14 protein-coding genes are annotated in these 12,417 nt (G+C 67.7%); 8 read left to right on the top strand and 6 right to left on the bottom strand.

All coding sequences use genetic code 11. From position 1 onward, the window contains the following. Positions 1 to 10: 10 nt before the first annotated feature. Positions 11 to 1,507, top strand: coding sequence for a hypothetical protein (locus ACZYZF_RS11665; protein WP_463835765.1), 1,497 nt, complete (start codon positions 11 to 13; stop codon positions 1,505 to 1,507). Here the strand turns inward: ACZYZF_RS11665 and upp are convergent. Beyond that, positions 1,504 to 2,127 (bottom strand): uracil phosphoribosyltransferase, encoded by a 624-nt coding sequence (gene upp, locus ACZYZF_RS11660; protein ID WP_463835764.1) that lies wholly within the window; start codon positions 2,125 to 2,127, stop codon positions 1,504 to 1,506. The genes ACZYZF_RS11665 and upp overlap by 4 nt on opposite strands. 122 nt (positions 2,128 to 2,249) lie before the next feature. On the opposite strand from upp, the gene ACZYZF_RS11655 reads away from it, so the two are divergent. From ACZYZF_RS11655 to ACZYZF_RS11630, 6 genes are all read left to right on the top strand, one after another. After that, complete coding sequence (locus ACZYZF_RS11655) at positions 2,250 to 2,852, top strand: sigma-70 family RNA polymerase sigma factor (RefSeq protein WP_463835762.1); 603 nt, start codon at positions 2,250 to 2,252, stop codon at positions 2,850 to 2,852. A 19-nt stretch (positions 2,853 to 2,871) separates the two neighbouring features. Next, positions 2,872 to 3,609 carry an SDR family NAD(P)-dependent oxidoreductase gene (locus ACZYZF_RS11650; protein WP_463835761.1) on the top strand — a complete coding sequence of 246 codons (738 nt, stop codon included), beginning with the start codon at positions 2,872 to 2,874 and terminating at the stop codon, positions 3,607 to 3,609. 130 nt (positions 3,610 to 3,739) lie between these two features. Then, positions 3,740 to 4,045, top strand: coding sequence for a hypothetical protein (locus tag ACZYZF_RS11645; protein WP_463835760.1), 306 nt, complete (start codon positions 3,740 to 3,742; stop codon positions 4,043 to 4,045). A 2-nt stretch (positions 4,046 to 4,047) separates the two neighbouring features. Next, the gene (locus ACZYZF_RS11640) at positions 4,048 to 5,133 is read left to right on the top strand and encodes a C40 family peptidase (RefSeq protein ID WP_463835759.1); all 1,086 of its coding nucleotides are present in this window, start codon (positions 4,048 to 4,050) and stop codon (positions 5,131 to 5,133) included. A 75-nt stretch (positions 5,134 to 5,208) separates the two neighbouring features. Next, the gene (gene satS / locus ACZYZF_RS11635; protein WP_463835758.1) at positions 5,209 to 6,483 is read left to right on the top strand and encodes a protein export chaperone SatS; all 1,275 of its coding nucleotides are present in this window, start codon (positions 5,209 to 5,211) and stop codon (positions 6,481 to 6,483) included. Between the two features lie 44 nt (positions 6,484 to 6,527). Further along, entirely contained in the window at positions 6,528 to 7,337 is an 810-nt protein-coding gene (locus ACZYZF_RS11630; protein WP_463835757.1) for an alpha/beta fold hydrolase, read from the top strand. Between the two features lie 15 nt (positions 7,338 to 7,352). On the opposite strand, the gene ACZYZF_RS11625 is transcribed toward ACZYZF_RS11630, so the two are convergent. Next, the gene (locus ACZYZF_RS11625; protein ID WP_463835756.1) at positions 7,353 to 7,496 is read right to left on the bottom strand and encodes a hypothetical protein; all 144 of its coding nucleotides are present in this window, start codon (positions 7,494 to 7,496) and stop codon (positions 7,353 to 7,355) included. Positions 7,497 to 7,520: 24 nt separating this feature from the next. After that, the gene (locus ACZYZF_RS11620) at positions 7,521 to 8,705 is read right to left on the bottom strand and encodes an outer membrane protein assembly factor BamB family protein (protein WP_463835755.1); all 1,185 of its coding nucleotides are present in this window, start codon (positions 8,703 to 8,705) and stop codon (positions 7,521 to 7,523) included. Between ACZYZF_RS11620 and ACZYZF_RS11615 the strand changes: the two genes are divergently transcribed. Next, complete coding sequence (locus tag ACZYZF_RS11615) at positions 8,692 to 8,940, top strand: hypothetical protein (RefSeq protein WP_463741548.1); 249 nt, start codon at positions 8,692 to 8,694, stop codon at positions 8,938 to 8,940. The two genes, ACZYZF_RS11620 and ACZYZF_RS11615, sit on opposite strands and share 14 nt — an antisense overlap. A gap of 147 nt (positions 8,941 to 9,087) precedes the next feature. Here the strand turns inward: ACZYZF_RS11615 and ACZYZF_RS11610 are convergent, their stop codons facing one another. Genes ACZYZF_RS11610 through ACZYZF_RS11600 form a run of 3 tightly spaced genes read right to left on the bottom strand, consistent with a single transcriptional unit; the run spans position 9,088 to position 12,385 of the window. Then, positions 9,088 to 10,176, bottom strand: coding sequence for an adenosine deaminase (locus tag ACZYZF_RS11610; protein WP_463835753.1), 1,089 nt, complete (start codon positions 10,174 to 10,176; stop codon positions 9,088 to 9,090). A gap of 37 nt (positions 10,177 to 10,213) precedes the next feature. Further along, positions 10,214 to 11,044, bottom strand: coding sequence for a dienelactone hydrolase family protein (locus tag ACZYZF_RS11605; protein ID WP_463835751.1), 831 nt, complete (start codon positions 11,042 to 11,044; stop codon positions 10,214 to 10,216). Positions 11,045 to 11,095: 51 nt separating this feature from the next. Then, entirely contained in the window at positions 11,096 to 12,385 is a 1,290-nt protein-coding gene (locus ACZYZF_RS11600; RefSeq protein WP_463835750.1) for a thymidine phosphorylase, read from the bottom strand. Positions 12,386 to 12,417 lie beyond the last annotated feature (32 nt).

Genomic DNA, 12,417 nt, shown 5'->3' with positions numbered 1-12,417 from the left:
CGGAAACGCGATGCCGGACTGGACCTACCAACCGCTTCGCCCCATCGCGTCCGCGGTCATCGGCGAACATCGTACGCAGCGGTTGGCACTGCGGCTGCTGGCCACGCTCGTCGAGGCGGGCGGGTACCGCTGGATCCCAAGGGTTTTCGATCACCCGCCGGTCCCGCCCGAATGGGTGGGACGCTTCGGCGCGGTGGTCCCGCCGTCGGTGGCCCGCGATGCCGTACTGGTGTTGCCGGTTCAAGGTGCCAGCATCATCGAGATCGCGCCGGTGAGCGCCGCCGATGTCGACACCGTGCGCCGGGCCGCCACCGGTCGACGCTGCCACGTCGTCGCCCGGGTGGATTCTTCAGAGGTGGCCGACCTGCTCGCCCCCGACGTCGACGAGGTGGTCATCGGTCCGGCAAGCGAGGATCGCTATCTGACCGATCCAGACGTCGCCGCCGCCGTTGCCGCGCTGCAGGATCCGGACACCGTCGTGCTGGCCCGGCCGGCGGTGCTGCTGGCCACCGGGCCGGGCTGGTTCAACCGCGTGATCGAAGCCGCCTCGCAGACCTCGACGCCGCCGCCCAGCCTGGCCGATGCCGGGCTCAACCCGTTTCGCTGGCCGGGCTGGTTGTGGGGTGTGCTGGCCGGACTCGGTTTGATCGTGGCAGGTATCGGTGCCGGTGCCATCACGCTCGGACCCGTGTTGCTGAGTTATGACCGTTCCTATCTCGGCCTCGGGGTGGATGACCTTCGCCAGATCAACGACAACCTGGTGCACTTCATCCAACATGACCGGATCAGCATGGCGGGCAACATGATCGGCCTCGGCGCGCTGTACGCGGGATTGTCCTGGGGCGGCATCAGGCGCGGCCTGGGATGGGCCCGTACCACGTTACTGATCTCTGGACTCATCGCTTTCCTCACGCTGTTCTACTTCGTCGGAACAGGGTTCGTCGACCCTCTGCACACGCTGGTGGTGGTGACGCTGTTCCCGATGCTGTTGGCGGCGGTGTGGAACAGACCCGACCCGCCCCGATGGCGGGCGCTGCCAGACGGTCCGGAATCACTGCGCCGGCGCGCGTTGTGGGGTCAGCTGCTGTTCATCGGCCTCGGCGCCGGGCTCGCCGGCGCCGGGGCGACCATCTCGTTCGTCGGGCTGACCGACGTGTTCGTCACCACCGATCTTGGCTATCTGCACACCCACGGAGCGACCCTGCGAGCGGCTGACCCGCAGCTGCTCGGTTTCATCGCCCACGACCGGGCCGGTTTCGGCGGTGCCTTGGTCGGTTCCGGGCTGGCGATCGCATTGCTCGCGCTGTGGGGATTCCGGCGCGGCGAGCGCTGGGTGTGGTGGACGTTGCTGATCGGATTCGTGACGGGCACGCTGCCGGCGCTAGCCGTGCACTACGCGATCGGGTACACCACCTTCATCCATCTGTTGCCGGTGTATGTACTCGTGCTCACCACGGCGACCGCATTGGTGTTGTCACGGCCGTACCTGACCGCGAGAGCCCCCTAGCGCGGACCGAACTGACGGTCGCCGGCGTCCCCGAGACCCGGGACGATGTAGGCGACCTCGTTGAGGCCTTCGTCGATGGTCGCGGTGATCAGCCGCATGTCCGGGGCGACCTTCTCGATCGCGGCGATGCCCTGCGGCGCGCACACTACACACACCGCGGTGATATCGACGGCGTTGCGCTCACGGAGCAGGTCGATGGTGTAGGCCATCGACCCGCCGGTCGCGAGCATCGGGTCGAGCACGAAAACCGACCGCGTGCTCAGATCGTCGGGTAGCGACGCCAGGTAGGGCGTCGGCTGGTGCGTCGTCTCGTCGCGCGCCATCCCGACGAAGCCGACCTGCGCCTCCGGGATGAGCGCGTGCGCCTGGTCCACCATCCCGAGCCCGGCCCGCAACACCGGCACCAACAGCGGCGGATTGGACAGCCGCGACCCGGTGGTGTCGGTCACCGGGGTGCGCACCGCGATCTGTTCGCAGGCCGCGTCCCGGGTCGCCTCGTACACCAGCATCATCGTCAGATCGCGCAGCGCGGCACGGAACCCGGCGTTGTCGGTCCGCTCGTCCCTCAGGGTGGTCAGCCGCGCCGCGGCCAGGGGGTGGTCGACGACGCGCACATCCATGCGCTGACCTTAACGGTCGACGCCGTGGGCGTGCAGGTCTATCCGGGGTCGAACGCCACGGACCACAGAGACCACGGACTCTCAAGGGTCCGCTACGAGGTGGCGCGAATCAGGCTGAGTTGATGATCACGACGACAGCCGTAGCCGCCTCGGCAGCCCTGGGCGAGTCTGACGCGCAACGGGCGACACGGTTCGTGCGCGAGGCGATGCCGTTCCACTCCGTCCTGCTGCGCACCGCGCGACGGCTGACGCACAGCCAGGCCGACGCCGAGGACCTGGTGCAGGACACGCTGATGAACGCCTACGCCGGTTTCCACCGGTTCGAACCGGGCACCAACCTGCGCGCCTGGCTGTTCCGCATCATGCACAACCGCTGGATCAGCACGCACCGGATGAAACAGCGCCGTCCCGATACGTTCGCGGTCCCAGAGATCACCGACGGCGACATGTTCAGTAGCGCAGCCCATTCCGTGACAGCAGAGCGCTCTGCCGAGGATTGTGCACTCGACCTGTTCTGCGACGACCGGATCCGCGATGCGTTGCTGACGCTGCCGGAGGGGTTCCGAACGGTGTTGTACTACGCCGACATCGAGGGTCTCACGTACGCCGAGACGGCTGCGCGCATGGAAATCCCTCTGGGAACGGTCATGTCACGCATCGCACGGAGCCGCGCGCGTCTGCGGGCCGTGTTGAGCGATGACACCGATGTGCGCCGCGTGGCGTAACGAACAACGAGAGGACACAATGGAATCCGGATCGACAGAACTCAACGGATACCGCGCGCTGGTTACCGGAGGCACCGCGGGTATTGGATTGGCCTGTGCCGACCTGCTGGCCCGGGCGGGTGCGGCAGTGACCATCACCGGGCGGGATGAACAGCGCGGACGTGACGCCGCGGCCGCGCTCGGTGGCGACGTCCGGTTCATCAGCGCCGACCTCGCCGACCTGGACTCGGTGCGATCTCTCGCTCAACAATGCGATCGTCTCGACATCCTGGTCAACAATGCGGCCGCATTTCCCGGTGCGCTCACCGTCGAACAAGACGTCGCCTCCTTCGAGCAGACTTTCGACACCAATGTGCGCGGCACATATTTCCTGGTGGCCCAGTTGGTGGGCGGCATGCTCGAACGCGGCCGCGGCAGCATCGTCAACGTCACCTCGATGGTCGCGTCCAAAGGCGTACCCGGTGCCTCGACCTACAGTGCGTCCAAGGCCGCCGTCGAATCGTTGACCCGCACCTGGGCTGCCGAATTCGGTTCCGGCGGAGTGCGAGTCAACAGTGTGGCACCGGGCCCGACCCGCACCGAAGGCGTCGAGGCCCAATGGGGCGACACCAACGAGGAACTCGGCCGCGCCCTGCCGCTGGGCCGCACGGCCACTCCTGCGGAGATCGCCCACGCAGTGCTGTTCCTGAGTTCGCCGCGGGCGGCCTTCATCACCGGCTCGACGTTGCACGTCGACGGCGGCGGTACAGCCATCTGAACGCGGCGCCTCGGGAGCCCCGTGTGCGCCGCTTTCTACCGTGGGGCTGTGCCAACGGCGCACGAGCAGCCGTGGCGTGGAAAGCGACGCATGACGGGAACCGATCGGGTGCGGCGGACGTCCTAACCACATGACCGCCGACACCCTGCGCGCCGACATGGCGGCCATCGACGCCCTTGGCGGCGCCTACGGCGCACACGCCGCCGAGCTCAGCGCCGTGGCCGCAACCCTGCGGTCGATGCCGTCACCGGCAGGCGCCCTCGGCCCGATCGGCGAGCGGTTCGTGGCGGCCTTCACCGCATCCGTCAGCGCCCACATCGAGGCGGTAGCGGCACTGAGTGCCCGGGCCGGCACAGGTGCCGTCAGCGCCGGGGTTACCGCCGCCGAGTACGACACCGCCGGTCAGCGGGCGACGGCACTGTTGCCGCGGGTGTAGCCATGCCCGCATCCGCCGCCGCGCTGGCCACACCGCTCTACGCGCTGCGAGACCTGGTGGGCAGTGGCCGGGCCGAGCCCGGCCCCGCCGTGACGGTGCTGGATGCGGCGCATTCCGCCCTGTCGGATATCGCTGCGGCACTTGGGCGGTCGTGGGAGAGCGCCGCCGGCGACTGGTCGGGCACAGCCGCGACGGCCGCCGCCGACTTCGCCGCGGGCACCGCGGCCGAGGCGACCGGCCTGGCGGCGCAGACGCAGGTACTGAGCGCCGCTGCCCAGAGCGCAGGCGCAGCTGTGACCGAGGCGAGGTCACGACTGCAGGCGATCATCGACCGCTTCGAGGAACGCGCCGCGGCGCTGGGTCCCCATCTCGATGAGCCCGGTGTGGCGCAGGAGCTGCAGGCCGAGGCACGGCGTGCGGTCGCTGAGGCGTCGGCCGTCGTCGACGAACTACGCACCGAACTGGACCGCCAGGCCGGTGTGGTCACTGCGGGGATGCACGCGGGTCCGGCGGGGCTCCCGGCCGGTTCGGGGCTTCCGGCCGGCGCGCCGACGTCGTCGGGATTTCCAGGAGCGGGATTTCCAGGAGCGGGGTTCTCCGGGGCGGGGTTCTCTGGGGCCGCAGACCTGCCGGCCTCTTCGGGTGATCGCTCCGAGGCAGCGGTCGGGCTTCGCGACCCGGGCATGTTCGGGGACGGTGTGGCCGTGCGACTGCCCGACGGGAGCACCGCGGTGGCCCCCAATGCCGTGGCGGCCAGCGCCGTGCGGCACGCGCTGACCCAGCTCGGGGTGCCCTACCGGTGGGGCGGCACCACACCCGGCGTCGGGCTGGACTGCAGCGGGCTGACTCAATGGGCCTATCGCGAAGCCGGGTTGGACATCCCGCGGCTGGCCCAGGAGCAGGACATCGGCAAGGCGGTCTCGGCGGGGACGCTGCGACCGGGTGACCTGGCGGTGTGGGACGGCCATGTCGCCATGATCGTCGGCGGAAATACGATGATCGAGGCAGGTGACCCCGTGAAACTGTCCCCCGTCCGAACGACGAATGCCGGTCAGGGCTTTCAGGGGTTCTGGCGGCCGACAGTGTGACGGGCACCCCCGAGCCGACCCAGGAACGGGAGACAACCTGACTGGCGTCGGAGGCGCCCCATTAGGCTGTGCCGCATGGCTGCTGACATCGTCCCGATTCGGCTCGGGCTGACCAAGGGCGACCTCTACACATTGTGGGCTCCGCGTTGGCGTGATGCCGGCGACGAGTGGGAGGCCTTCCTCGGCGAGGGTGACGCCCTGTTCGCCTTCGAATCGGTCGCTGACCTCGCGGCATTCGTCCGCACCAACACCGACAACGATCTGGCCGACCACCCGGCGTGGGACAAGCTGACCGCCGCCAACGCCCACAAGCTGCAGCCGGCCGACGACCGTGAATACGACATCGTCGGGATCCCGGAGCTGGTTGCCGACAAGCCGACCGAAGAGTCTGTCGCGACTGTGCACCGCACGCTGGTTCTGGTCTCCTCGATCGGCTCGGTGTGTGAACTGGCGGCCATCAGCAAGTTGTTCAACGGCAACCCGGTGCTCGGCACACTCGGTGGCGGGGCGGACGGCTTCACCGGGCGCTCCGGGCGCAAGCGTTGGGCCGAGATCGAAGCCGTGATCGCGCGCGGCTGGGACGGCGTGCTCGACGCCATCGACGAGGTTGTCACCATTCCCGAAGACATCGACGAGGACGCGGTCAAGAAGGCCGAGGCCGAGCTCGAGGAACCGGCTCCCGAAGAGGACGAAGACGACCTGGTCGCCGACACCGAAGACGACGACGCCGAGAGCGACGAGGACGACACCGCGGCGGCCGAACCCGTGCGCAGCGCTGCCGACGCCGCTGTCCTGGGCGACGACGAGGACTTCTGGCAGAAGGTCGGCATCGACCCGGTGCGCATCATGACCGGCTCGGGGACCGTTTACACCCTGCGTTGCTACCTTGACGACGATCCGGTCTTCCTCGGCCGCAACGGTCGCATCAGCGTGTTCAGCTCGGAGCGCGCACTGGCCCGCTACCTGGCCGACGAGCACGACCACGACCTGTCCGACCTGGCCACCTACGACGACATCAGGACCGCCGCCACCGACGGCTCGCTGCGGGTGGACGTCGCCGAGGAGAACATCTACGTCTTGTCCGGCATCTCCGACGACATCGCCGACGGACCCGACGCGGTCGACCACGACCAGCTGGAACTGGCCGTCGAATTGTTGCGCGACGTCAGCGACTACTCCGAGGACAAGACCGTCGACGAGACGCTGGCCGGTACCAAGGCCCTCGGCAAGTTCGTCGGGTATGTCCTGGGCAACGACAATGCCCGCAAGCCCGACGCGCCGTATGCCCAGGCCGTCGAGCAGTGGGAAGCGTTGGAGCGTTTCGTGGAGTCACGCCTGCGCGCGGAGTAGCCGCGATCCGATGAGTTCTGGCCGCGCAGGCGGTCAGATCACTCATGACCGCATCGACCAGCCTTTCCACGCACACCGTCGAGGTTCCTGGCGCACGCCTGCATTACGAGGTGCGCGGCGAGGGCCCGCTGCTGATGATCCTCGGCGCGCCGATGGCTGCCGCCGAGTTCGCACCGCTGGCGCACGCGCTGGCCGGGGACCACACCGTGGTGACCGCGGACCCGCGCGGCATCGCCCGTAGTTCCGTCGACGATCAGACCGAGAACTCCATCCCGGAGCGCCGGGCTGATGACGTCGTCGCGATCCTCGATGATCTGGGCGCCGACTCCGCCGATGTGTTCGGCTCGTCGGGCGGGGCAGTGACGGGCCTGTCGTTGGTGGCCCGCCACCCCGGCCGGGTGCGCATCCTGGTCGCGCACGAGCCTCCCCTGCTCGAATTGCTACCCGACGCCGCTGAGCAACGCGCTGCCACCGAAGACATCATCGCCACCTTCAACAGCGACGGGATGTTCGCGGCCTGGGGAATGTTCATGGCCAACGCCGGGTTCGACGTACCGCCCGGTGCACGGGAGATGCCCGCACCGAGCGAGCAGGAGCTGCGCGACGCGGCACACTTCTTCAACCACGAGCTCCGCGCCACCACCCGCTATCTGCCCGATGTCACGGCGCTGATGAACGGGCAGGTGGTGCTGGGACTCGGCGAGGAGTCCGGGCGCCTGTTGACCAAGCGGACCACGATGGCCCTGGCCGATCTACTGGGCGTGCGTCCGGTGAGATTCCCCGGCGACCACGGTGGATTCATGGACGCGCCAGGGATTTTCGCCGACGCATTACGGGGGGTACTGCGCGGCTGACGTGTCCGGCGCGGATCAGTGTTTGGTGACCTTCGGCGGCTGCCAGGTGCCGTCGAGCGCCTCCTCCTTGGGCCAGTACAACCGCAGCGGGAATCCTGAAATCTCGATCAGCCCATTTAACGAAATCCTGGACTCCTGCATACCCTCCTGCCAGGTCACATTTATCAGGCCTACGGCATCGGCTCAGGCCAGCCGCCCGATGCCGTAGTACGACGAGTTCCAGGACGAATACAGCCCGTCACCCACCCAGTCGATTGAACCCATCTCGGGCAACTGCCACAACTGCCGGCCGGTTGCGGAGTCAAAGGCGGTCACCGGACCCCAGCGACTGCGGCTCGCCGAGTCGGGATCAGCGAAGCCCAGAACCTGGGTGTCGTTGGCGGCGACGAGTTGAATGATTTTCGACCTGTCAAGAAACGCACCGGTACCGTCACTGCAGTCCCGCACCCGCTTTGCCCCGGCAGTGCCAGTCGTGTACGAAACAACGCACAGATTGCCAAAACCGCCGAGGCTGACCGCCGCCTCCGCAGGCAGCGAAATCTGCTGGGTCCACGTCAATTCTCCGGTCAGGACGTCCACCCCGGCGATCTCATTCTTCTCCCTGTTGTACACGATCAGCGATCTGACAGCCGACGTGACACCCGACTGCCAAGCCGCCTCCGAAACTGAACTGGCGATGCCTGCATCCGTGCTGGAGGGAAGCCGATAGCCGCGATCTGCAGTGATCCGCCAGGCGATTTTGCCGCTGAACGAGTAGAAGTCGATCTGCGACTTGAAATTCTTGTCCTTCCCACGCGACACAGCAATGCCGCGACTGGTGGCGACTGGTGGTCTGTAGGTCTCGTCGACCGCGAACAATTGGTCGCCGGTCTTGGCGTCGTAGAACGTCGTCGTGGTACCAACGAAGTTGGCTACGATGCCTTGATCCAGGAACACGGAGATAATTTCCGATGAAAACTGCTTCGACCACAGCTGCCGTCCCGAATCATCGAACATCGTGAATTCTTTTCCCAGTTTCACGGCCAACATGCCGGCGCCGCCGTAGACGTCGGCGTTGTGTCCTTTGGCCGACTTCGATTCCTTAGTCACACCAGTCGCCATGTCGATGAGGATGGCCGCCGCTCCACCGTTGCAGAGGGCGGCCTGGCCCGAAGTGCCGATGACACAACCCATTTGCATGATCCGCAACGGTTGTTGCCATCGCGGAGAGCCGTTGGTGGCATCCAGCGCGATCAAGGAGTTGGCCGCCTGGATGATGACGGTCTTGGCATCACCGCCCAGGAGGCGGACAAGACCGAGGGTGTTCTCGCCTGGCGGATAGGTCCACAGCGGGGTGGTGGGCGCGCTGGTCAGGGTGGGGGCCTTCACCGCCCCCGGCGGACGCTCCTCCGCAGCGATCTCGGCCCGACCGGCCGCGGTATCGGCCTCCGACAACGGCTGCGGCCCCGAACCGAACGTCCAGGCCAGGACCCCGCCGACCACCAGCGCCACAACAACCACCACCGCCGCGACGATCATCCCGATCAACTTCGCCCTGCGTCGGCGATCCTCCTCCGGCGGCGGGGGTGTGAACTGGGGCGGGTACCCGTACCCCGGTGGCTGAGACGCGAACCCCGGGGCGGCGCCGAATACCGGCGGACCGAACGGCGAGGAACCGGGCTGACCATCGTTGTCGCCCCACGGCGAACTCCCCCACTGGCTCACGGCCGGAGTCTAGTTCAGCCGTTCCTGCCCGCCCCGCGCCAATCTCTCAGCCGACCAGCACCGCGTACCGGGGCTTGATCACCTCGTCGATGATGGCGAGCCGCTCATCGAACGGGATGAAGGCCGACTTCATCGCATTGATGGTGAACCGCTCCAGGTCACTCCAGCCGTAGCCGAACGCCTCGACCAGCCGTAGCATCTCCTGGCTCATGGTGGTGTCGCTCATCAGCCGGTTGTCGGTGTTGACGGTCACGCGGAACCGCAGCCGAGCAAGCCGGTCGAACGGATGCTCGGCGATGCTCGGCGCCGCTCCGGTCTGCACGTTGCTGCTGGGGCACATCTCGAACGGAATTCGCTTGTCCCGCAGGATGGATGCCAGCCGGCCCAGACGCTGGGTCCCGTCGTCGAGTTCGGTGATGTCGTCGACGATGCGCACGCCGTGGCCCAGACGGTCGGCACCGCAGAACGCGATGGCCTCGTGGATGGACGGCAGCCCGAACGCCTCACCGGCGTGAATGGTGAAGCGCGCGTTGTTGCCTCGCATGTATTCGAATGCGTCGAGGTGCCGGGTGGGCGGGTAGCCCGCCTCGGCCCCGGCGATGTCGAAGCCCACAACGCCCTTGTCGCGGAACCGGATTGCCAGCTCGGCGATCTCACGGGAGCGGGCAGCATGGCGCATCGCGGTGACCAGGCAGCGCACGGTGATGGCGCGCCCCTCGGCGGCGGCCGCCTTCTCCCCGTCGGCGAAGCCGGCCAACACGGCGTCGACCACGTCGTCGAGCGACAGGCCGCCGTCGATGTGCAGTTCGGGGGCGAACCGGATCTCGGCGTAGACGACGTTGTCGGCGGCGAGGTCCTCCACGCACTCGTAAGCGACACGGTGCAGCGCCTCCGGGGTCTGCATCACCCCGACGGTGTGGGCGAATGGCTCCAGGTAGCGCACCAACGACCCGCTGTGCGCCGCGGTGCGGAAGAAGGTGGCCAACTCGTCGACGTCCGTGGCCGGCAGGTCGTCATAGCCGACCTGACCGGCGAGGTCGAGCACGGTGGCCGGACGCAGACCACCGTCGAGGTGATCGTGGAGCAGGGCCTTGGGAGCGTGCTGGATCTTGTCCAGACTCAGCGGCGTACTCATCACTCCATCATGCGCACAGCGAGCCCGTCAGCGCGGATCATTCAGGCTGCGACCCGCTCAACAGTCGGTGACGAAACAGGTCGAGCACCTGGTCGAGCGCCGCTCGGGTGGGTTGACCGGGTTCATCGATCAGGTGTTCGGTGAGCACGGAGTGCGGCCGCATCGTCGCGTCGGGGTTGGCGTCGGCATCATCGAGTTCAACCGCCACGAATGCGTCACCGAGCTGCTCACGCAAGAAGCCGAAGCGTTCTGCCGGCACCAGCCGGTCCCCGGTGAACCGCAGCCCCAAAACCGTCAGACCGCGGGCGCACCGTTGCCGGACGATGGCCAGGTCGTCGGGCGAGATATCGATCGACCCGCGATGACGGTCGGTCAGACCGAACGGCATCGAAGGTTGTGACAGCACCGGGGCGAGCAGAGCGTCGTCAGTCGCCATTGCCAGGGCGTAGCCACCGGTGAAGCACATGCCTACGGCGCCGACGCCGGGCCCGCCGCAACGCTCGTGTTCGTGCCTGGCCAGGGCCCGCAGCCAGTCGATGACCGGGGAAGTCCGGCCGGTGGCCAGCGTGACGAATTCCCGGCTGATGCAGGCCGGCACCAGCGTGCCAACAGCATTCGCGACAAAACCGACCTTGCCGCGTGCGTCCGGGTTCGGATCGCGGCCTGGGACTCCGAACAGGTGTGGAAGGACTGCGGTGCAACCGATTCCGCTGACCTGGCGGGCGAAGTCGAGGACTTTGGGGGTGATGCCAGGCATTTCGGCGATGATGACGACCGCCGGCCCGTCTCCGCGCCGAAACACGGAGCGGGTCTTGGATTGGTAGCTGAACTCTGACCGTTGGAAATCCGCAAGATCGTCGTCGGGCACCATCTGTGCCTAGCAGTTGGGTTCCCGATTGACCAGAGGGATCGTGAATACCTACAACCGGTCGATGATCAGGGGCCGCTGCGTGGGCGCGGTGTCGCTGACCGTCCAGGCGCCCTCGAGCTCGGCGAGTGCGCCGGGCAACCGCTCGGCGGTCTCGGTGTACAGGGTGAACAGCGCCTCCCCCGCGGCCACCGGCTCCCCCGGCTTGCGGTGGATCCGCACGCCCGCACCGAACTGCACCGGCTCACCCGGCTGGGCGCGGCCCGCACCCAGCCGCCAGGCCGCCAGCGCCACTCCCATGGCGTCGAGGTCACCCATGATGCCGCCGTGTGGGGCCGTCACGGTCTCGGTGGCCGTCCCGATGGGCAACGGGCGGGTCAAGTCCCCACCCTGGGCCGCCACCAACGCACGGAAGCAATCCATCGCGCTGCCATCGCGCAGCGTCTGGGCAGGGTCGGTGCCGTCGACACCGGCTGCGTCGAGCATCTCGGTGGCCAGCGCCAGGGTCAGGGTGACCACGTCGGACGGACCGCCCCCGGACAGCACCTCCAGCGACTCGGCGACCTCCACGGAATTGCCGACGGTCCGCCCCAGCGGGCAGTTCATATCGGTGAGCAGGGCCCGGGTCGGGACCCCGTTGGCATTGCCCAGGCCCACCATGGTGGCCGCCAGTTCGCGGGACTCGGCCTCGGTCTTGAGGAACGCCCCTCGCCCCACCTTCACGTCGAGCACCAGCGATCGCGCCCCTTCGGCCAGCTTCTTGCTCATCACGGAACTGGCGATCAGCGGCAACGACTCGGTGGTGGCGGTGACATCCCGTAGTGCGTAGATCTTGCGATCGGCCGGCGCCAACTCCCCGGCCGCGAACACCGCTGCACCGATATCCCGAAGTTGTTGCCGGATTTGGCCTTTGGTCAGTTCAGCGGTGAAGCCATGGATTGCCTCAAGCTTGTCGAGCGTGCCGCCGGTGTGGCCGAGCCCGCGCCCTGCCGCCTGCGGAACACTGGCGCCACAGGCCACCACAACCGGCAGCAGCGGAATGGTGATCTTGTCCCCCACTCCACCGGTGGAGTGCTTGTCCACCAACGCAAGCGGCCGGCCGTCACGGCGCAGGTCGGTGAAGTCGAACCGCTCCCCGGAATCGACCATGGCCGACGTCCAACGGGCGATCTCGGCGGGTGCCATGCCTTTCAGAAAAATCGCCATCAGTAGGGCCGACATCTGTTCGTCGGCGACCCGCCCGTGGGTGTAGCCCTCGATCACCCAGTCGATTGCGGCGTCGGACAGCACACCGCCGTCACGCTTGGTCCGGATGACGGTCGGCGCGTCGAGATGCGGCATGGCCGCCAACCTACTCGCCGGTAACCCGGAGT

The organism is Mycobacterium sp. IDUB_24 (assembly GCF_055419385.1).
Note: the sequence above shows the minus strand (reverse complement) of the source record. Positions and strands in the feature narration are given on the sequence as shown.